Source organism: Cupriavidus sp. C3SS-1 (assembly GCF_057073755.1).
In genome coordinates this window covers 1,644,001-1,665,224 of the sequence record NZ_CP172699.1, presented here as the reverse complement: position 1 = coordinate 1,665,224, position 21,224 = coordinate 1,644,001, and the positions used below count along the sequence as shown (strand labels likewise).

Annotated in this window: 19 protein-coding genes; 18 read left to right on the top strand and 1 reads right to left on the bottom strand. The window is 66.7% G+C overall.

Annotated elements, in window-relative coordinates:
* Positions 1-78 precede the first annotated feature (78 nt).
* From ACIGJC_RS07685 to leuA, 9 genes are all read left to right on the top strand, one after another.
* Positions 79-2,898: a monovalent cation/H+ antiporter subunit A gene (locus ACIGJC_RS07685; protein WP_483711401.1), complete on the top strand. Its 2,820-nt coding sequence runs from the start codon at positions 79-81 to the stop codon at positions 2,896-2,898.
* Positions 2,898-3,269 carry a Na+/H+ antiporter subunit C gene (locus tag ACIGJC_RS07680; RefSeq protein ID WP_483711400.1) on the top strand — a complete coding sequence of 124 codons (372 nt, stop codon included), beginning with the start codon at positions 2,898-2,900 and terminating at the stop codon, positions 3,267-3,269. Before ACIGJC_RS07685 ends, ACIGJC_RS07680 begins: the two co-directional genes overlap by 1 nt.
* Entirely contained in the window at positions 3,266-4,807 is a 1,542-nt protein-coding gene (locus ACIGJC_RS07675) for a monovalent cation/H+ antiporter subunit D (RefSeq protein ID WP_483711399.1), read from the top strand. Before ACIGJC_RS07680 ends, ACIGJC_RS07675 begins: the two co-directional genes overlap by 4 nt.
* A gap of 4 nt (positions 4,808-4,811) precedes the next feature.
* Positions 4,812-5,315 (top strand): Na+/H+ antiporter subunit E, encoded by a 504-nt coding sequence (locus tag ACIGJC_RS07670; RefSeq protein ID WP_483711398.1) that lies wholly within the window; start codon positions 4,812-4,814, stop codon positions 5,313-5,315.
* Complete coding sequence (locus tag ACIGJC_RS07665; RefSeq protein ID WP_483711397.1) at positions 5,300-5,572, top strand: K+/H+ antiporter subunit F; 273 nt, start codon at positions 5,300-5,302, stop codon at positions 5,570-5,572. Before ACIGJC_RS07670 ends, ACIGJC_RS07665 begins: the two co-directional genes overlap by 16 nt.
* Before the next feature lie 2 nt (positions 5,573-5,574).
* Complete coding sequence (locus ACIGJC_RS07660) at positions 5,575-6,000, top strand: Na+/H+ antiporter subunit G (protein WP_483711396.1); 426 nt, start codon at positions 5,575-5,577, stop codon at positions 5,998-6,000.
* A 31-nt stretch (positions 6,001-6,031) separates the two neighbouring features.
* A complete protein-coding gene (bla, locus tag ACIGJC_RS07655; RefSeq protein ID WP_483711395.1) occupies positions 6,032-6,913 on the top strand; it encodes a class A beta-lactamase in 882 nt (293 codons plus the stop codon).
* Between the two features lie 136 nt (positions 6,914-7,049).
* Positions 7,050-8,156: a CapA family protein gene (locus tag ACIGJC_RS07650; RefSeq protein WP_483711394.1), complete on the top strand. Its 1,107-nt coding sequence runs from the start codon at positions 7,050-7,052 to the stop codon at positions 8,154-8,156.
* Positions 8,157-8,612: 456 nt separating this feature from the next.
* Positions 8,613-10,280 (top strand): 2-isopropylmalate synthase, encoded by a 1,668-nt coding sequence (gene leuA, locus ACIGJC_RS07645; RefSeq protein WP_483711490.1) that lies wholly within the window; start codon positions 8,613-8,615, stop codon positions 10,278-10,280.
* Between the two features lie 30 nt (positions 10,281-10,310).
* On the opposite strand, the gene ACIGJC_RS07640 is transcribed toward leuA, so the two are convergent.
* A complete protein-coding gene (locus tag ACIGJC_RS07640) occupies positions 10,311-11,192 on the bottom strand; it encodes a LysR family transcriptional regulator (RefSeq protein ID WP_483711393.1) in 882 nt (293 codons plus the stop codon).
* Positions 11,193-11,293: 101 nt separating this feature from the next.
* Here ACIGJC_RS07640 and ACIGJC_RS07635 point away from each other — a divergent pair, with 101 nt between their 5' ends.
* From ACIGJC_RS07635 to ACIGJC_RS07595, 9 genes are all read left to right on the top strand, one after another.
* Positions 11,294-12,418, top strand: a complete 1,125-nt coding sequence (locus ACIGJC_RS07635; RefSeq protein ID WP_483711392.1) for a muconate/chloromuconate family cycloisomerase — start codon at positions 11,294-11,296, stop codon at positions 12,416-12,418.
* Between the two features lie 27 nt (positions 12,419-12,445).
* Positions 12,446-12,724: a muconolactone Delta-isomerase gene (gene catC, locus ACIGJC_RS07630; RefSeq protein WP_276100453.1), complete on the top strand. Its 279-nt coding sequence runs from the start codon at positions 12,446-12,448 to the stop codon at positions 12,722-12,724.
* A 55-nt stretch (positions 12,725-12,779) separates the two neighbouring features.
* A complete protein-coding gene (locus ACIGJC_RS07625) occupies positions 12,780-13,775 on the top strand; it encodes a tripartite tricarboxylate transporter substrate binding protein (RefSeq protein WP_483711391.1) in 996 nt (331 codons plus the stop codon).
* A 35-nt stretch (positions 13,776-13,810) separates the two neighbouring features.
* Entirely contained in the window at positions 13,811-14,614 is an 804-nt protein-coding gene (gene pcaD / locus ACIGJC_RS07620; RefSeq protein WP_483711390.1) for a 3-oxoadipate enol-lactonase, read from the top strand.
* 568 nt (positions 14,615-15,182) lie between these two features.
* Positions 15,183-15,821 carry a response regulator gene (locus tag ACIGJC_RS07615; protein ID WP_483711389.1) on the top strand — a complete coding sequence of 213 codons (639 nt, stop codon included), beginning with the start codon at positions 15,183-15,185 and terminating at the stop codon, positions 15,819-15,821.
* 231 nt (positions 15,822-16,052) lie between these two features.
* Positions 16,053-16,610, top strand: coding sequence for a fimbrial protein (locus ACIGJC_RS07610; protein ID WP_483711388.1), 558 nt, complete (start codon positions 16,053-16,055; stop codon positions 16,608-16,610).
* A gap of 105 nt (positions 16,611-16,715) precedes the next feature.
* Positions 16,716-17,444, top strand: coding sequence for a fimbria/pilus periplasmic chaperone (locus ACIGJC_RS07605; protein ID WP_483711387.1), 729 nt, complete (start codon positions 16,716-16,718; stop codon positions 17,442-17,444).
* A gap of 118 nt (positions 17,445-17,562) precedes the next feature.
* Entirely contained in the window at positions 17,563-20,199 is a 2,637-nt protein-coding gene (locus ACIGJC_RS07600) for a fimbria/pilus outer membrane usher protein (protein ID WP_483711386.1), read from the top strand.
* On the top strand, positions 20,183-21,217 hold the full coding sequence (locus ACIGJC_RS07595) for a fimbrial protein (protein WP_483711385.1): 1,035 nt from the start codon (positions 20,183-20,185) through the stop codon (positions 21,215-21,217). The genes ACIGJC_RS07600 and ACIGJC_RS07595 overlap by 17 nt, the downstream gene beginning before the upstream one ends.
* Positions 21,218-21,224: the final 7 nt, after the last annotated feature.

The following is a 21,224-nucleotide window of genomic DNA, read 5'->3' as shown; positions in this document are numbered from 1 at the left end:
GGGCCGGCAATCGCGACAGGCCGGCACAGTCGCCATGGCACCGGCGCCCGCCAGGCCGCGAACTGACGGAGGATGCCGATGGTGCTGGTCCTGCTGATCGCGCTGCCGCTGGTTGCCGCCGTGCTGACATGGCTGGCCGGCAAGCATGCCGTGCGGCTGGTGGCGCCGATCATCATCGGTTTTCCGCTGGCGGCGCTGATCCTGCTGCTGCGCGCCCGCGAAGCCGTGTTCGAGCAGCCCGGGCACGCGCTGGCGTGGCGCGTGAACTGGTTGCCGGACCTCGGCCTGAACCTCAGCCTGCGGCTCGACGGGTTGTCCTTCCTGTTCGCGCTGCTCGTCATCGGCGTGGGGCTGCTCGTGGTCCTGTACGCGCGCTACTACCTGCCGCGCAATGCCTCGTCGGTGCGTTTTTTTTGCCTGCTGCTGATGTTCATGGCCGCCATGCTCGGCGTGGTGCTGGCCGGCAACCTGCTGCTGCTGGTGATCTGCTGGGAACTGACCAGCATCCTGTCGTTCCTGCTGATCGGCTTCTGGTCGTGGCGCGAGGACGCGCGCCAGGGCGCGCGCATGGCGCTCACCGTTACCGGCGGGGGCGGGCTGGCGCTGCTGGCCGGCGTGCTGCTGCTCGGGCGTATCTGCGGCAGCCTGGAGCTGTCCGACGTGCTGGCCCAGGCAGGCAGCGTGCAGCACCATCCGCTGTACCTGCCGATGCTGGTGCTGGTGCTGCTGGCCGTGTTCACCAAGTCCGCGCAGTTTCCGTTCAGCTTCTGGCTGCCGCATGCCATGGCCGCGCCCACGCCGGTATCGGCGTACCTGCATTCGGCCACCATGGTGAAGGCGGGCGTGTTCCTGCTGGCGCGGCTGTATCCGGTGCTCGATGGCACCAATGCGTGGTTCTACCTGGTCAGCATGACCGGCCTGGTCACGCTGATCATGGGCGCGGCGCTGGCGTTGCTGCAGCGCGACCTGAAGGGGCTGCTGGCCTATTCGACCATCAGCCACCTCGGGCTGATCACGCTGCTGTTCGGGCTCGACACGCAGTTGAGCACGGTGGCCGCGCTGTTCCACATCATCAACCACGCCGTGTTCAAGGCGTCGCTGTTCATGGCCGCCGGCATCATCGACCACGAAACCGGCACGCGCGACCTGGACCGCCTGCGCGGCCTGGCGCGCTACATGCCGCACACGGCGGTACTGGCCAGCGTGGCGTCGCTGTCGATGGCCGGCGTGCCGCTGTTCAACGGCTTCCTGAGCAAGGAGATGTTCTTCGGCGAAACGCTGGCGCAGGGCTTGCTCGGCGATTTCAACTGGGTGATCCCCGCGGCGGCGACCGTGGCCGGCGCCATGACCATGGCGTATTCGCTGCGCTTCAGCTACGGCGTGTTCCTTGGCGGCGACAAGCCCGACGTGCCCAACTATCCGCCGCATGAACCGCCGCGTTTCATGAAGTTGCCGGTGGAGTTGCTGGTCGTGATCTGCCTGGTGGTCGGCCTGGCGCCGGCCTATACGGTGGGCAACCTGCTCGCGGCCACGGCACTTGCCACGCTGCGCGCGCCGCTGCCCGATTACAGCCTGCACCTGTGGCACGGCTTCAACCTGCCGCTGGTCATGAGCCTGCTCTCCATGGCGGGCGGGGCGGCGCTGTTCTTCCTGCGGCGCGATGCGCTGCGGCGCTGGCAGCGTGTCATCGAGCCGCTCAGCGCGCGCCGTTCGTTCGAAGCCGCCATCGCCACGCTGGAGCGACTGGCCCGCACGCTGACGCGCCGCATGGAGAACGGTTCGCTGCAGCGCTACATGGCCTGGATGCTGGCTGCGCTGCTGGCCGTGCCGGCTGCGTTCCTGGGGGATCTCGACGCGCTGGCCGGTCCCGTCCCGGATGGCGCGATCGATCCGATGGGCGCGGCCTGCCTGGTCTTGCTGGCGCTGTGCGCGGTAGCCGTGGTGGGCGCGCGGCGGCAGCGTGTTGTAGCACTGGTGTTCCTGAGCACCTGCGGCCTGCTGGTGTCGCTGATCTTCACGCGTTTTTCCGCGCCCGACCTGGCGCTCACGCAGATCTCGGTCGAGGTGGTCACCGTGCTGCTGCTGGTGCTGGCGCTGTTCTACCTGCCGCCGGAGCCGGTGACGCCGCAGGCGTCCGGACGGCAGTTGCGCGACCTGGTGGTGGCGCTCGGCGGCGGTGGCCTGCTGGCCGCCTGCGCGTATGCGGTGATGACGCGGACCTATGATCCGGTGTCCGGCTTCTACGTGGACAACGCGGTGCCCGGTGGCGGCGGCCACAACGTGGTCAACGTGCTGCTGGTCGATTTCCGCGGCTTCGACACCCTGGGCGAAGTCTGCGTGCTGCTGGTCGCGGGGCTGGCCGTGCAGGCGCTGCTGCGCGGCATGCGCCTGCCGATGCCCGATGCCGGGCCGGACGGCAAGGCCTGGTCCGCGCAGCGGCATCCGCTGCTGCTGGCCATGCTTGCGCGGCTGATGCTGCCGCTGACGCTGCTGGTCTCCGTGTTCCTGCTGCTGCGCGGGCATAACCTGCCTGGCGGTGGCTTCATTGCCGCGCTGATCACCTCGGTCGCGTTGCTGCTGCAGTATGTCGCCAACGGCGTGCGCTGGACCGAGGCGCGCATCGCCCCCGACTACCGCGCGCTGGCCGGTGGCGGAATCCTGGTGGCGGGGCTGACAGGGCTGTGCAGTCTTGCCTTCGGCTTTCCGTTCCTGACCACGGCCTTCGGCCATTTTCACGTGCCCGGACTCGGCGAAATCGAACTCGCGTCCGCCATGGTGTTCGACCTTGGCGTCTATGCCACGGTGACCGGCACCACCTTGCTGATCGTCTCGCATCTCGGCGTGCGCAACACGCCGGCGGCGCTTGGCCGCCCACAGCGCGGCAAGGAGGTTGCCTGATGTCCGCGCTTTATGCCGGCGCCATTGGCGTGCTCGCAGCGTGCGGCATCTACCTGCTGCTCAGGGCGCGCACCTTTACCGTGGTGCTCGGGCTGACGCTGCTGTCGTATGCGATCAGCCTGTTCCTGCTGGGCATGGGCCGGCTCTTGATCGGCAAGCCGCCCGTCATTGCGGACGGCGCGCTCTACGCCGATCCGCTGCCGCAAGCGCTGGTGCTGACGGCCATCGTCATCGCGTTCGGCATGACGGCGTTTGCCGTGGTGCTGTCGCTGCGCTCGCTCGGCCTGACGGGCAGCGATCATGTCGATGCGGCGAGCCAGCCCGGCCGCGACACCGCGGAGGGCGCGCAAGCCACGGAGCCTCACTCGTGAACCACGTGCTGCTGCTCCCCATCCTGCTGCCGATGTTCGCCGGTGGACTGCTGACCGCCATGCCGATGCACCGGTTGCGCGCGCAGCGCGTGGTGTGCATGACGGCCACGCTGCTGCTGGTGCCGGTGGCGGCGCTGCTGGTCGCGCGTGCGGCGGGCGGCGGCATTGACGTCTACCAGCTCGGCAACTGGGAGGCGCCGTTCGGCATCGTGCTGCAGGGCGATCGCCTTGGCGCGCTGATGCTCGCACTGACCGCGTTACTGGCGCCCGCGGCACTGGCCGCGGCCGGACCGGAGCTGGTGCGCGCGGGGCGCCATTTCCATGCCTTGTTCCAGTTCCAGCTGATGGGCCTGAACGGTGCCTTCCTGGCCGGCGACCTGTTCAATCTCTTCGTGTTCTTCGAGATCCTGCTGATGGCATCGTATGCGCTGCTGATCCACGGCGCGGGACGCGAGCGGATCGGCGCGGGGCTGCACTACGTGCTGCTCAACCTCGTAGCCTCGTCGTTTTTCCTGGTGGCCATCGGCATGCTCTATGGGCTGACTGGGACGCTCAATCTCGCGCACATGGGCCTTCGCCTGCAGGGCCTGCCCGACGCCGACGCGCCGTTGGCCGCGGCGGCGGGCGTCATGCTGATGCTGGTCTTCGGCCTGAAGGCCGCGATCTTTCCGCTGTACTTCTGGCTGCCGCGCGCCTATGCGGGCACGGCGGGCCCCGTGGCCGCGCTGTTCGCGGTCATGACCAAGGTCGGCCTGTATGCCATGCTGCGCTGCGACGCATTGGTGTTCGGCGCCGCGCAGGGGTTGCTCGCGGCATTCATGCAGGCGTGGCTGCCGGTGCTGGCGCTGGCCACGCTGGTAGCGGGCGCCATCGGCGCCCTGGCTGCCACCAGCCTGCGGTCGCTCACCAGCTACCTCGTGCTGGCATCGGTCGGTCTGCTGGGCATTGCCGTCGGCATGCAGACCCCGGCCGCCTGGGCCGCCGCGTTGTACTACCTGCTGAGCACCACGCTGTGCACGGGCGGATTGTTCCTGCTGGCGGATGCGCTGGAGCCCGCCGACGCGAAGGGGCAGGGCACGGTGGTAGCCGGCACAAGGCTCGCCGGTTTGCTCTACCTGACCGGGGCGGTCGTGGCAGTGGGGCTGCCGCCGTTGTCGGGATTCATCGGCAAGGTCATGATCCTGCGCGCCGTGCCGCCGGACAACGCGATGGTCTACTGGTCCGCCATCCTGGTGTCCGGACTGGCGCTGCTGGTGGCGGCGTCGCGCACGGGCACGCGCCTGCTGTGGCGCCTGCCGCATGACAGCGCCAACGCGGTGCAGGAAGCGGGGGCGCCGGTGCCACCGCGCGTACGGTCGCGCCCTGAAGGGCGCAAGCTCGCCTGCAGCGCGTTCCTGCTCGCCAGCAACGTCATGCTGACCGCGTTTGCGGCGCCGGTCAGTGCCTATGTTTCCCAGGCGGCTGCGCAGTTGCAGGACCGCACGGCCTACGTCCGTGCCGTGCTGCCGGCCGGCGTGCCGCCGCCGGCGCAGAGGTAAAGCCATGCTCGCACGCCAGTTCCCGCATCCATGGCTGAGCCTGATCCTGCTGTTCATGTGGCTGCTGCTGTCCAACAGCCTGGCGCCCGCACACTGGCTGCTGGGCGCTGTGCTGGGCTGGGGGCTGGGGCGGCTGGCCGACCTTTGGCTGGTGCTCAGCCCGTTCCGGCTGTCGCGGCCGGGCCTGATGCTGCGGCTGGGCTTCCATGTGCTGATCGACATCGTGGTGGCCAATATCGACGTCGCCATGCTGGTGCTGGGGCGCGCCGCGCGGCTGCGGCCCGCCTTTATCGTGGTGCCGCTCGATACCGAACACGAACTTGCCACCACCGCGCTCATCAGCATCGTCTCGCTGAGCCCGGGCACGCTGTGCGCGGAACTCAGCGACGACCGCCGCAGCCTGCTGGTACACGTGCTGGACCTGGACGATGAAGCGGCGCTCGTCGCGCGCATCAAGTCCCGCTATGAAACGCCACTGAAGGAGATCTTCCTGTGCTTGCCATCGTGATTCCCGTTTGCCTGGCGATCCTGGGCCTCGCTTTCCTGCTGACCTTCGCGCGGCTGGTGCGCGGGCCCGCGCTGGTGGACCGCATCGTGGCGCTGGATACGCTCAATATCAACGCCATCGCGGTGATCGTGGTGCTCGGCATCGGCCTGCGCTCGTCGATGTTCTTCGAAGCGGCGCTGCTGATTGCCGTGACGGGCTTTGTCGGCACGGTCGCGCTGACCAAGACCCTGCAGCGCGGCGACATCATCGAGTACTAGCCATGCAGCCGAACCTCGATGCTGCGCTGGGCACCATCGCCGAACTCGCGGTCTGCGTGCTGTTGCTGGTGGGCAGCCTCTTCACGCTGGTCGGCGCCATCGGCCTGTTCCGCTTGCCCGACGTCTTCATGCGATTGCACGGACCTACCAAATCGACCACGCTGGGCGTGGGCGGCGTGGTGGTGGCCTCGGTGGTGTACTTCAGTTGCCAGGGGGACAGCACCAGTTTGCATGAACTGCTGGTAACGGCCTTCCTGTTCCTGACGGCGCCGATCAGCGCGCACATGCTGGCCAAGGCTGCCATCCAGCGGCAACTTCCGGTCGATCCGCGCACGCGCGGAGGCCCTTGGGCAGCCATGGGAAACGAGCAATCCGAAGCGGACACCCCGGCCGATGCCGCGCAAACCAGCGGGCAGGCGGGCGGTTAGAATGGCCGGCTGACTTCCACCGTTGCTGTCCATGGTTCCATCGAAATCGCGTCGTACCTTGCTCCTGGCCGCCGCCGCGGCCCCGTTTGCATCCGCATGCGCTGGCCCTGCGCGCGCTCCCGCGCCTGACGCAAGCGCAGAGCTGGCCGCGCTGGAACGCCGCGCCGGAGGCCGCCTTGGCGTGCTCGCGCGCCACACCGGCAGCGGCCGGCAGGTACGGTACCGTGCCGAGGAGCGGTTCCCCGTCTGCAGTACGTTCAAGGCGATCCTGGCCGGCGCCATCCTGCAACGCAGCGCCGCCACGCCAGGCCAGCTGGAACAGCATGTCCGCTATACACGCCAGGATCTCGTGGCCTATTCCCCGATCACGGAGAAGCATGTCGCGGAGGGCATGACAGTGGCGCAACTGTGCGCCGCCGCGATCCAGTACAGCGACAACGGCGCGGCGAACCTGCTGATGCGCCGCATCGGCGGACCCGCGGGTGTCACGGCGTTTGCCCGTTCCATCGGGAACCAGTCTTTCCGGCTCGACCGCTGGGAAACCGAGCTGAACACCGCCATTCCTGGCGATCCGCGCGATACCTCGACGCCTGCGGACATGGCCGCCAGCCTGCAGGCGCTGGCATTGGACAACGCCTTGCCGGCCGCACAGCGCAGCCAGCTTCAGGCTTGGCTGCGCGGCAACACCACCGGCGCAGCGCGCATCCAGGCGGCCATGCCGGCGGGCTGGCAGATCGGCGACAAGACCGGCAGCGGCGACTATGGCACCACCAACGATATCGCCGTGCTGTGGCCGCCCGCTGGCGCACCCATAGTCATCGCGATCTACTTCACGCAAGCCTCACCCGATGCGAAGTGGAGCAACGAGACGATTGCCAGCGCGGCGCGCATCGCGCTGTCGGGGCTGGATTGACCCAACGCTCGAAGACGCTGGGCTGGCGGCGTTACCATGCGGACAGGCAACTGGCCGCGTAGATGGGCGAGTGAGCGCGAAGATGCTTCGTCCAGATGAGCTGCCTGGCGCCAGGGTTTCGCGCAGGGAGTGGCAGATGAGTGCAATCCGTTTGTTCCTGTGCGGCGATGTGATGACCGGACGCGGCATCGACCAGATCCTGCCGATACCGGGCAATCCACGGCTGCACGAATCGTTTGTCCGTTCCGCCGTCGAGTACGTCGAGCTTGCCGAGCGCAGGAACGGCACGATCGCGCGGCCGGTATCGCCGGCCTATATCTGGGGAGACGCACTGTCCGAGCTGGAGCGTCGCCACCCGGACGTGCGCATTGTCAATCTGGAAACCGCCATTACTACCTGTGACGACGCCTGGCCCGGCAAGGGGATCCACTACCGGATGCATCCAGCGAACGTCAGCTGCCTTGGCGCCGCCGGCGTGGATTGCGCGGTGCTGGCCAATAACCACGTGCTGGACTGGGGGCGCGCTGGTATGGAGGAAACCGTGGCAACGCTGCAGGCGGCGGGGATCGCCGTGGCCGGTGCAGGGCGCAACGAGCGGGAGGCGGCGCTACCTGCCGCGCTCGCCGGTCCGGATGGCAGCCGTGTCCTGGTGTTCGCGCTGGCGATGGCCAGCGCGGGGACGCTGTCCAGCTGGGAAGCCACCAGCAGCCGCCCCGGTGTTGCCCTGCTGCACGACTGCTCCGCCGCGAGCCTCCGGCGCATTCGCGACCGGATCAGCGCGCAGCGCCGTGGTGGCGACGTGGTCGTGGTATCGATCCACTGGGGGCCGAACTGGGGGTACGAAGTGGAGCCCGAGCGGCGCCAGTTCGCGCGGGCGCTGATCGACCAGGCCGGCGTGGACGTCGTGCACGGCCATTCGTCGCACCACCCGATTGCCATTGAACTGCATGCGGGCAGGCCAATCCTCTATGGCTGCGGCGATTTCATCAACGACTATGAGGGGATCGGCGGCCACGAAGCCTATCGCCCCGATCTCGCGCTGATGGTTTTCGTCGCGCTGGATTCCGCGGGCGCGGCCGCCGACCTGAGGCTGGTGCCGCTGATGCGGAAGCACTTCCGGCTGGGCTACGCGCCGCAAGCGGACCTGGATTGGTTGCTGGAAGTGCTGAGCCGGGAAGGCCGGGCGTCCGGCACCCATGCGGAGCGTTCCGACGTGCGTGAATTGCGGGTCTGGGGCGAGTGAGGCCGGACGCAGGTTTGCGCTACGCTCTGGCATTGTCCAGGCCGCTCCCGGGAGTCACTAGCGCCATGGAATGCCGGCCGCTGTGACATCGATGACCTCGGTCGGATGACGTCGTTTCGACCGCAAGGCGATGGTGGCTGGCATTCCTTTCGCCACAAAATTCTCGTTCACGTTTTCGCAAAGCCTCTGCTAGAATCCCCTGCATGTCTCGCAAGCGCCTCTCCTCCCTATCCCTGCGCCGCCTAGCCCTAGTGCTCGGCCGGGGTCCGCTTGCTTGAGTCCTCTGGCGCCTGAATCGACCGATTCGCTGCGCGCCACCTGATTTCCCCCTGATCCCGGCCCACGAAACAGCCTTCGCCATGCGAAGGGCTGCAGGGGAAGTCACATCGTCTTTTGCCTGATTGACCCCGGCACGGCCCGCAATGGACCGTCCGGCACCCGGATTCGTGGACCATGATGATTGCCCAGCCCTCCGCCAAGTACCAACCGTTCCCGCCTGTCGACCTCGCCGACCGCACCTGGCCGAACCGCACGATTACCACCGCGCCCGTGTGGCTTTCGACCGATCTGCGCGACGGCAACCAGGCGCTGTTCGAGCCGATGAACGGCGAGCGCAAGATGCGCCTGTTCCAGGAACTCGTGCGGATCGGATTCAAGGAAATCGAAGTCGGCTTTCCTTCCGCGTCGCAAACCGATTTCGACTTTATCCGCCGGCTCATCGACGAAGACCTTATCCCCGACGACGTGACCATCATGGTCATCACCCAGTCGCGCGAAGAGCTGATCGAGCGCACGGTGGAGGCGCTGAAGGGGGCGCCCAAGGCGATCGTGCACGTGTACAACGCCATTGCCCCGACCTGGCGCCGCATCGTGTTCGACATGAGCGTGCCGGCAGTGATGGGGCTCGTGCGTCATCACATCGGCTACCTTAAGCAGTTGACCGACCAGCATCCCGAAACGAAGTGGACGCTGCAGTATTCGCCCGAGACCTTCAGCGCGGCCGAACTCGAAGTTTCGCTGGAGGCATGCCACACCGCCATCGAGGCATGGGGCACCAGCGCGGACCGGCGCGTGATCATCAACCTGCCGACCACCGTCGAGAACGCCACGGCCAATGTCTTCGCCGACCAGATCGAGTGGATGCACCGGCGTCTGGTGCCGCGCGAGCATATCGTGCTGTCGGTACATCCGCATAATGATCGCGGCACCGGCGTCGCCGCGGCCGAGTTCGCCATGATGGCGGGCGCCGACCGCGTGGAAGGCTGCCTGTTCGGCAACGGCGAGCGCTGCGGCAACGTGGACATCGTCACGCTCGCCCTGAACCTGTACACGCAAGGCGTACATCCCGGGCTCGATTTCTCCGATATCAACGCCGTGGCGCGCATTGCCGAGGAATGCACGTCGATCGCCGTGCATCCGCGTCATCCGTATGCGGGCGATCTCGTCTTTACCGCATTCTCTGGTTCGCACCAGGACGCCATCAAGAAGGGCTTTGCCGCGCAGGACGCGGACGGAGTGTGGGAAGTCCCTTATCTGCCGATCGATCCGGCCGACCTCGGCCGCACCTATGACAGCGTAATCCGCGTCAACAGCCAGTCAGGCAAGGGCGGCATTGCCTTCATGCTCGAACGCGAGCACGGCGTTGTCATGCCGCGGCGCATGCAAGTGGAATTCAGCGCAGTCGTGCAACGGGCCACCGATGCGAGCGAGACCGAGATCAGCGGTGCGGAACTCTGGAAGCTGTTCCGTCAGACCTACCTCTCGTCCGACGCATCGAACCCCGGCATCGTTTATCACGCCTACAAGCTCGACGAGAGCGGGGAGGGCATTGCGCTGGACGTGACGGTCGACGGCGTGCGCAAGACGCTGCACGGCAAGGGCAATGGCCCGATCGCGGCCGCGGTGCATGCGCTGGACCTGCGCCTGCGCATCGATGCCTACGAAGAGCGGGCCACCGGCGCCGGCGCGGATGCGCAGGCAATGGCGATTGTCGAAGCCGCGCTGGACGGCGTGCCCGGTGCCGGCTTTGGCGTCGGCATGAGCCACAACATCGTCGAAGCGTCGGTGCAGGCGGTGGTCAGCGTGGCCAGCAGGCTGGTTCGGCAGCGCCGCGCTCAGGGCTGATGCATTGCCCAGCGCTGCAGCTGCGGTGCCTTATTGCCCTTGCCGCATGACCCAGGCTACCGCCTGGGCCAGGAACGGCGAGCTGTCGCCAACGCGATAGCTCATGATGACCGGGGACACGAACCCTGGCGCATCGATCGGGCAATAGCGGACATCGTCGCGATGCAGGCGCTGGATCGATGACGGCACCAGCGTGATGCCGACACCAGCCGCCACCAGCCCTAGCGCGGTCTGCAGTTCGTTGGCTTCCTGCGCCACACGCAGCTGCAGCCCTTGCGCGCGGAACAGCGATAGCAGGTGATCGGCATAGCTCGGCCGCGGTCTAGCCGGGTACAGGATGAACGGGCGCGTGGCCAGGCCTTGCGCCGTCAGCGTGGCCTGGGCCGGCGCCGGCTGGCCGGCCGGCACCGCCGCCACCAGCGGCTCGGCCATTACCACTTCCTGTCGGATCGCCGGGTCATTGATGACAAGGCGGCCAAAGCCCAGGTCGATGCGGCCGGACTTCAATGCCTCGACCTGTTCGACGGTAATCATCTCGGCCAGCCCGACTTCCACCTGCTGCGGCGATCCGCGCAGTTCGCGGATCAACTCCGGCAGCACCCCATACAAGACCGACGGCACAAAGCCGATGCCGAACCAGCGCTTGTCCTGCGTGCCGATGCGGCGCGTGCTCTCGATCGTTTCTTCCAGCCGCTGGGTCAGCTGCGTGGTCTGCTCCAGCAGGAACCGGCCCGCTTCGGTCAGCCGCAGCCCGCGTCCGACACGGTCGAACAGCGCTACGCCGACCTCGTCTTCCAGCTGACGGATCTGGCGCGAAAGCGGCGGCTGCGCCATATGCAGGCGCTCGGCGGCGCGCGTGACATTGAGTTCCTGGGCCACGACCTGAAAGTAACGCAGGTGCCGGAGTTCCATTGGCATACCTATAGGGTATTGATTGATACATCATCGGTCTTGGACGCCGCCTGCGTCAAGCTGCATACTTCATCGACATCTCTCCTTAGCCGCATATAGGTATGACAACCACGATTACCTCGGTCGAAGCCATCCTGGTCGACCTGCCCACCATCCGGGCCCATCAACTGGCCATGGCCACCATGCAGCAGCAGACGCTGGTGATCGTGCGGCTGCGCTGCAGCGACGGCATCGAGGGCATCGGCGAGGCCACCACCATCGGCGGCCTGTCGTATGGCGACGAGAGCCCCGAAGGCATCAAGCTGGCCATCGACACCTACCTGGCGCCCGCGCTGGCCGGCGAGGACGCCACCAACGTCCACGCCGCGATGGCACGACTGAACAAGATCGCGCGCGGCAACCGCTTCGCCAAGTCGGCGCTGGAAACCGCGCTGCTCGATGCGCAGGGCAAGCGCCTGGGCGTGCCGCTGGCCACGCTGCTGGGCGGCGCGGTGCGCGCCACGCTGCCGGTGCTGTGGACGCTGGCCAGCGGCGATACCGCGAAGGACATCGACGAAGCCGAGCGCCTGCTGGCCGAGCGCCGCCACAACACCTTCAAGCTCAAGATCGGCCGGCGCAGCGTGCGCGACGACGTGGCGCACGTGTCGGCGATCAAGCGCGCGCTCGGCGACCGCGCCCGCGTGACCGTGGACATCAACCAGGCCTGGAACGAAGCCGATGCCGCCGGCGGCATCGCCATGCTCGAAGCCGCGGGCATCGACCTGATCGAGCAGCCCACGCCGCGCGAGCAGCGCACGGCGCTGGCGCGGCTGGCGGCACGCTTCGTGGTGCCGATCATGGCGGACGAGGCCGTGTGCGGTCCGGAGGATGCGATGGAACTCGCGCGCATCGGCGGCGCCGACGTGTTCGCGCTGAAGATCGCCAAGTCGGGCGGCATCTTCGGCATGCTGCGCACGGCTGCCGTGGGCGATGCCGCTGGCATCGCGCTATATGGCGGCACGATGCTGGAGGGCAGCGTGGGCACCATCGCCGCCGCGCATGGCTTCTGCACGCTGCCGCAGCTGGCGTGGGGCACGGAGCTGTTTGGCCCGCTGCTGCTAAAGGATGACATCGTGGTCGAGCGGCCCGCTTACCGCGACTTCAGCCTGCACTTGCCCGAAGGCCCGGGGCTGGGGCTTGCGCTCGATGAAGACAAGCTCGCGCACTACCGGCGCGATCACGCCTGAACAACCTGACTCACAAAGAGGAACGCCATGCTTTACCTGGTCCGGATGGATGTAAACCTGCCGAACGATATGCCCGCCGCGCAGGCCGATGACATCAAGGCGCGCGAAAAGGCGTATGCCCAGCAACTGCAGCACGAAGGCAAATGGCAGCAGCTGTACCGCGTGGTCGGCGAGTACGCCAACTACAGCATCTTCGACGTGGCCTCGCACGACGAGCTGCATACGCTGCTGTCGGGGTTGCCGCTGTTCCCTTACATGAAGATCCACGTCACGCCGCTGGCCAAGCACCCGTCGTCGATCCGCTGAAACGCGGTCCGGGACAAGAACAACCCGCATCGCGCGGGCTCGAAGAGAGGAGACCATGAAGACGTTGTTCCAGCGGCTGGCCTGCACCGGCCGCGCAGGCGCGCTTGCCCTGGCGGCAAGCCTTTCGTTCGCCGCACCGGCCGCGCACGCGGCCTATCCCGACCACCCGATCCGCTGGATCGTGCCGTTCCCCTCGGGCGGCGCCATGGACAACATCGCCCGCACGCTGGGCGAAGACATGTCGCGCACGCTCGGCCAGTCGATCGTGGTCGAGAACCGGCCCGGCGCCGGTGGCAATATCGGCGCCGAACTGGTGGCGCGGTCGCCGGCCGACGGCTATACGCTGATCATCGTGGCCAACGGCATGGCCGTTAACCAGGCGCTGTACGGCAAGCTGTCGTACGACCCGGTCAAGGACTTCGCCCCGGTCTCGCTGCTGGCCGTTGTGCCGAACGTGCTGGTCGCCAACAAGGCGCGCCGGCAGGAAACCACGGTCAAGGAAGTCATCGCCCACGCGAAGGCGTCGCCGGGCAAGTACACCTATGCCTCCGCGGGTAACGGGACATCGATTCACCTTGCGGCGGAACTGTTCACGTCGATGGCAGGCGTGGACATGCTGCACATCCCGTACAAGGGCAGCGGTCCGGCCATGACCGACCTGCTGGGCGGACAGGTCGACTACATGTTCGACAGCATCACCTCGGCCAAGCCGCAGATCGATTCGGGCAAGCTGACGCCGATCGCCGTCACCACGGCCAAGCGCTCCAGCGCATTGCCCAACGTCCCGACCGTCGCCGAGGCGGGACTGCCCGGCTACGAGCTGTCGCCGTGGTTCGCGGCCTTCGTGCCGGCAAAGACGCCGCAGCCGGTGATCGACACGCTGAACCGCGCAATGCTCGAAGCGCTGCGCAAGCCGGCCGTGCAGAAGCGCCTGGCGCTGATCGGCGCGGAGCCGATCGGCAGTTCGCCCGCCGTGCTGCGTGACCACCTGGCCAGGGAAACCGAGAAGTGGGGTGCGCTGATTCGCCAGCGCGGCATCCGCGCTGACTGAACCCAAACCGTGCCCGCCGTGGCGGGCTGCCTGACATGACCCATTCCGATCTTCAAGCCCGCACCGGTACGGCCACCCGCGCCGGGGTGTCCATCCATTACACCATCGAGGGCGCCGCCGGCGCGCCGGTGCTGGTCATGTCCAATTCGCTGGGCACGACGCTGCAGATGTGGGACCCGCAGATGCCGGCCCTGCTCAGGCATTTCCGCGTACTGCGCTATGACACGCGTGGTCATGGGCGCTCGTCGGTGCCGGCCGAGCCGTTTGGCATGGCCGAGCTGGGTGCCGACGTGCTCGCCGTGATGGAGCATGCCGGCGTCGGGCGCGCGCATTTCTGCGGCCTGTCGATGGGCGGGATGACCGGCATGTGGCTGGCGCGGCATCACGCCGATCGCTTCGGCCGTTTTGTGCTGGCCAATACGGCCGCGTTGATCGGGCCGGCGTCAGTCTGGGACAACCGCATTGCCACCGTGCAGCGCGAGGGGATGGCAGCCATCGTGCCGGGAGTGCTGGAGCGCTGGTTCACGCCGTCCTATCGGGCGTCGCACGCACAGGCCATGGCGCCAGTACGCGACATGCTGCTCGCGTGCGATCCGGCTGGCTATGCGGCCAATTGCGCGGCTGTGCGGGATGCGGATCTGCGGGATGCTTTGCCCCGGATCGCGGCAAAGATGCTGGTGATTGTTGGCGAGCAGGATGCTGCCACCACGCCCGCGCAAGGTCGCGAGGTGTCGCAGGCTGTGCCGGGAGCGGAGTATCTTTCGCTCGATGCGGCCCATTTGTCGAACTGGGAGTTGCCGCAGGCGTTTGTTGACGGGGTGGTCAGTTTCTTGGCTTGATTTGAACCGCGCGGTGGCCGCCTGCTGCCACCGGTAGTGCCCCGTCCCTCCAGAGGCATCAGCGTCGCCAGTGCCGACGCTCTCTCTTCCCCGTACGCGGCCAAAGATGCCGCGTCTCCCCTTTCCGCAATCCCCTCAGTCGGCCAGATCGCCAAAAAAATGCCCGCTCCGTAAGGAGCGGGCGCCGATTTGCTGCAAGGGAAAACTCGGCTCCCTGGGGGGAAGCGGAGTGACTAAAAATGTACTGGGAAATCCCGCGTCCCAGTCGGTCCAAAAAGAATACCTTTCGGACAATCGACGCACTGTTCCTTCAGCAGTTCCCGCTCCATCGCTCGCAAAAAGCGTCTCAAGCAGCGCTTCACTGCAACCCTGTGCCCGGATTTCGGCGCAACGGGACGCGCGCTGCAATCCCGTCTGAAATTTCCGATAGGGCATTCAGCCTTTGCCCAATATCGGGCGTTCTGTAGGAAACCTACTATCCAGTCAGCAAGCTGTTCCAGCCCGGACCATGCCGCCGGGGATTGCGCGGAACTGCTGGAAGACCCCCATTTGCAAAGGAGACCTGGCCATGATCAAGGTGTTGATTGCGGACGACCACCCGATCGTGCTGGGCGGCATGTGCCAGGAACTGGCCCGGGAAATCGGGATGCAGATGGTCGGGATGGCCAGGAACTCTACGGAACTGGTCCGCCTGCTGGAAACCGCGGCCTGCGATGTCATCGTCACCGACTATTCGATGCCGGGCGGCGAGATCGGCGACGGGCTGCCGATGCTGCAGATCCTGCGACGGCGCTATCCGGCCACGCGAATCGTGGTGATCACCATGTTCGACAACCCCGCGCTGCTCCAGAGCATTCGCAAGACCGGCGTTTCGGTCATCCTCAGCAAGGCGGATCCGCTGCATCACCTGGTGCCCGCGATCCGCGCGGCGTTCAGTGGCCGTAGCTACTTTCCGCCGTCGCAGCAACCCATGGTGGAAGCCGAGATGGAAGCTGTTGAGCCTGGGCCGAGGCTGTCGCAGCGCGAACTCGAGGTGCTGCGCAAATGCGCCGCGGGTTTTTCGCTGGTGGAGATCGCGCGGCAGGCGAATCGCAGCAGCAAGACCATCAGCGCGCAGAAGAGCATGGCAATGAAGAAGCTCGGGCTGACCAGCGGCTTCGAGTTGTACCAGTACGCCGTCGAACACGGCCTGCTTCCGGGCGGGTAATCGCGACAGCTTGCCAGGCTGCAACCATGCGGATTTCCCGGGCACTTAGAAATCGCCACCAGATTAAGGGATCCCTTATTCAGGCCGCAGAGCGGCGTGAATACGATTCCACTCGTTCTGTGGCCGTGCACCGTCATGTTGGCGCATGGCCACGAGACCAGGAGCCAGTGGGCCGCGTCAGACCGACCTGGCCCCGGTTTCGCAACTTTCCAACCTAAAGACAGATCCAGAATGAATACCAAGCTCTTCACCGCACTGCTGATCGCTGGTGCGTGTATCGGCACGCCGTTTGCGCATGCATCGGATGGCACGATAACCTTCAAGGGTCAGATTACCGACACCACCTGCACCATCACGACCGGCAATGCAGGCAGTTTTACCGTAACGCTGCCCAACGTCTCGAAGACCCACCTGACCGCCGCCGGCAGCACCGCCGGCACGACCGGATTCCAGATTGCGCTGAGCAACTGCAATCCGGCCAGCGGCAACGTCCACGCATTCTTCGAAGCCGGCGCCAATGTTGACCCGGCCACGGGCCGCCTGGTCAACACCGACATCGTCGGCAGCGGCGGTGCGGCCAACGTGCAGATCGGGCTGCTCAACCCGTCCAATGGCAGTCCCATCTCGATTGGCGCTTCCGACGGGGCCCCACAGAATTCGCTGGCCCAGCCGATCAACCCGGACGGCACGGCGCTGCTGCCGTACGCGGCCCAGTACGTGGCAACCGGTGGCGCCGCGACGGCCGGCTCCGTTGGGTCGAGCGTGACCTACATCCTGTCCTACCAGTAAAGCCGCGTGTCCGGAACGAACGCAGCCAGCGGCCGCGCTCGTTCCGGACACGACCAAGTTGCGATGCCTAGTTACATACTCTTCAAAAGGTGGCCCCGTTGCGCGATGCTGCTGGCCGTGCTGATTGGTATGAGCCTTGCGGCCGCCACTGCCGCACAGGCTTCGGTTGTCATTGCAGGAACCCGCGTCATCTACAGTGCCCGGGACCGGGAAGTCACCGTCAAGCTGACCAACGAAAGCAAGACACCCGCACTGGTGCAGTCCTGGCTGGATAACGGCGACCCCTCTGCGCCTCCGGCAAGCATCAGCGTTCCATTCGTGCTGGCACCGCCCGTCGCGCGCATCGATGCCGGCAAGGGCCAGAGCCTGCGCATCGTCTACACCGGCGAGCCCCTGCCCACGGATCGCGAATCGGTTTTCTGGCTCAACGTGCTTGAAATCCCGCCCAAGCCGAACGCCGACGAGGCCGGCCCGAACAAGCTCCAGCTGGCATTCCGTTCGCGCATCAAGTTCTTCTACCGCCCTGCGGGACTGAAAGGCGAGGCGGGCGAAGCTCCGGCAAAGCTTGTATGGCGTCTCGCCGGGGCCGATGGCCAGTCCGTGCTGGAGTGCCAGAACCCGACCCCATTCCACGTTTCGGTCGTCAGCGTCGAACTGGCGGGCGGCGGCAAGCGCGCCGTCAACGACCGCGGGGCCATGGTGGGCCCCGGCGAAACCCTCCGGTTCCCGCTTAGGGGCGACGTCCCCGGCCCGGACAGCAAGGTCCGCTACCACACCCTGAACGACTGGGGCGGGTCAAACGACGGCGAAGCGCAGCTGGCAGCGGCCAATTAGCCATCACACCCCAAAAGGCCGCGCGCCGCGCCGCCTGCCGGTTCCCTCAGTTCTCTCCAGTCCGACAGATGCCGCTCACTGGCAGGGCGGTGGCTGCCACAGTTGTTGAGCAATCGTGATGCGAGTCAGTAGAAATACCCGCCTGTTCCCGCCGCGCCTGTGCCCGCTCTGCGTGGTGGCGCTGTCGCTGTTCGCTGCGGCGTCAAGCCGTGCCGCCACGACGGGGCCAGCGGCAATCGAATTCAATGACGAATTTCTGCGGCAGCCAGGCGGCACCAGGCTGGACATTTCGCGCTTCAACCAGGGCAACGTGCCGCTGCCCGGGACCTATCGGGCCGACTTGCAGGTCAACGGCGCGTGGCTGGGCATGGTCGAAGTCGAATTGCGCCAGACCCACGCCGATACCGGCAATGTCCAGCCTTGCTTTGACCGTGCGCTGCTTGAGCGCGCCGGCGTGGACATCACGCGCCTTGCGCCGGAAGCGGCCGACCGCCTGGCCCGCACGACGCCCGCGGACTGCCTGACCTTGCCCGAACTGGTGCCGGGCGCGAGCGCCGGATTCGATAACGGTGAACAACGGCTGGAACTGACCATTCCGCAGTCCTTCCTGAACCGTAGCGCGCGCGGATACGTCGATCCGCGCTACTGGGACGAAGGCATCAATGCCGCGCGCCTGCAGTACAACGCCAGCGTCTATCACACGGACAGCGCCGGGATGTCCTCGACGCAAGGCTATCTTGGCCTGAATGCCGGCCTCAACGTGGGGCCCTGGCGCTTCCGGCACTATGGCAGCCTGTCGCACGATTCGGTCAGCGGCAACCGCTACCAGTCAATCCAGACCAGCCTGCAGCGCTCGATCGTGCCGTTGCGCAGCCAACTCGTGATCGGCGATGCCTTTACCGACGGCGCCATGTTCGACAGCTTCGGCTTTCGCGGCGTGCAACTCGCCACCGACGACCGCATGCTGCCCGAATCCCAGCGCGGCTATGCGCCGACCATCCGCGGTATTGCCGCCAGCAATGCGCGGGTGCAGGTGCGCCAGAACGGCAACATCATCTACGAGACCACGGTCGCGCCCGGCGCCTTCGAGATCGACGATCTCTACGCGACCGGCTACGGCGGCGACCTGGAGGTGCTCGTGGCCGAGGCCGACGGCAGCGTGCGTGCCTCGGCGGTGCCCTACGCGCCCGTGGTCAACGCGCTGCGCCCGGGTGTGTGGCGCTATGGCGTGACATCGGGCCAGTACCGGAACACCAGTGTCCATGACACGCCACTCTTCATGCAAGCGACGGTACAGCGCGGCATCTCCAACCTGTTCACGGGCTATGGGGGGGTACTGGCGGCCGAGAACTACCTGTCGTTTGTGCTGGGGATGGCGCTGAGCACGCGCTATGGCGCCTTCGGCGCCGACATCACGCAAGCCAGCACGCGGCTCGCCAACCAGCCGGACCGCAGCGGCCAAAGCGTGCGCCTGTCCTACAGCAAACTGGTGGCCCCGACGCGAACCAATGTGACACTGGCCGCCTACCGGTATTCCACCCGCGGCTTCCTGAACTTTGCCGATGCCGTGGCAACGCGCAGCCAGGAGACGGCCACCACCGACGCACCGCTGCAGGGCATCCGCCGCGGACGCCTGCAAGTGACCGTGAGCCAGAGCCTGCCGCCCGGGTATGGCAACTTCTACCTGTCCGGCTCCACCCAGGACTACTGGGACCGCGGCGGGCGCGACACCCAGTTCCAGGCCGGCTACAACAGCAGCTACAAGCGCGTGAGCTACGGTGTTTCGGCCACCCGGCAGATCAACCTGGGCAGCGGCAAGTGGGAAAACCGCATCATGCTCACACTGGGCGTGCCGCTCGGCAAGGCGCCGCAGGCACCGTACTCCATGACGAGCCTGCAAAGGGACTCGTCCGGCGTCACGGGCGTGCAGGAATCGCTGACCGGCACGCTCGGGACCGACAATACCCTGACCTATGGCCTGAACGCCAGTCACAGCAGTGGCGGCGACAGCGCGGTCGCCAACAGTGTTGCAGCCAATGTCGGCTATGTCTCGCCCGTGGCGACGCTGACCGCCAATGCGGGCCGCAGCAACAGCTACAGCCAGCTCGGCGCCGGCATCTCGGGCGGTATCGTGGCCTATGCCGGTGGCGTGACCTTCATGCCGACGCTGGGCGACACGGTTGCCATCATCGAGGCCGACAACGCCGCCGGCGCACGCGTCGCGAATGCCACTGGCGTGCGGGTCGGCCCATGGGGCCGTGCCGCGGTGCCGAACCTGATGCCGTTCTCGCGCAACCAGATCGAGATCGATCCGAAGGACCTGCCGCTCAACGTGGAGCTGCGGTCCACCATGCAGCAGGTGGCGCCGACCTCCGGCGCCGTGGTGCGCGTGCGTTTCGATACCGGCAGCGGTGGCGAGGTTGTGATCCTGCGCGTGCGCACTGCCGACGGCAAGCCGCTGCCATTTGGTGCCGAGGTGTTCGATATCGACGGGCACCTTGCGGGAACCGTCGGCCAGGACGGACGACTGGTCGCGCGGGGCCTCCGGCGCGGTGCGGGGGTGCTTACAGCGAAGTGGGGGGCGCAGAACGCCGATACCTGTTCGTTCGCCTATTCGCTGCCGGCGCAGGACCCGTCCCCGCGCGCGGGGTTGCCATTTGCCCAGAGCATGTGCGGCGATGGCACGTCCACGATCGAGAGCGCGGATGCATCGCGACGCATAAGCAAGGAGCACCAAAATGAACTGGTCCGATAACCGGGCACGCCCGAAGGCGGCACTGCATGGCATGCTGTTTTCGCTCTTGCTGCTTGGCGCGCAGATGGCCCGTGCCGACTGCACGGCGACGCCCGCGATGCCATATCTGCAGGCCGTGGGCGATATGGCGGTAGTGACCACGCTTCCGGTCGGCAGCACCATTCCGGGCACGGTGCGCAACTACACCTTCACAGGGACCTGTACCAACGTCGCGCCATACGTCATTCCAGGCGCGCAAATCGTGGCCTGCTACTACGGGTCCGGCACCGAGGGCCCGAGCGGCGTCTACTCGACCGGGGTTGCCGGGATTGGCATTCGCCTGCGCAACGCGGCAGGGCAGGCCATCAGCAATGCCGCGGGGGTCCGCTGCGACACCCGGGGCGAGGGGCTCGGCAACCTGAATGCCGACATGACGTACGCCATCTCGGTCTCGATCGAGTTCGTCAAGACAGGACCGGTCAGTGGTGGCACGCTGGACGCCACGCAGACCCGCTTCGGCTTTGGCGTCTACGGAGGATCGACCGCCGGTGCCCTGGGCGGCCGCGACGTCAACTACATCGGCTTCAGCGGCAACGTCGTCTCGCGCCCGATCACCTGCAGCGTGACCTATCCTTCGACTGTCACGCTGCCAGCGGTGCGGGCTTCCGATTTGCGTCCCTCCGGTGCAACGGCAGGCACTACACCGTTCACCATCGGCGTCACCTGTGACGCGGTAGCCAATGTCGGCGTCACATTCGACGGTGCGGCCGGCACGCCTGTGCAGGCTGCCGCCTCCGGGGTCCTTGGCCCATCGAATGCCGGAGCGCCGGGAGCGGCTACAGGCGCCGGCTTCCAGATCGTAAGCGGCGGCAGCTATCAGCCCGTGCCGCTGCAGGTGCGCAATCCGCTGGGTAGTATCCAGGCGAATATTCCTGCTTCGTACAACTATGCCGTGCGGTACATCGGCCTGAACAACGGCCTCCCGATAACCGCAGGGACGTTGGCCAGCGCGGCGACCTTCACGTTCGATTACCAGTAGGCCGGCC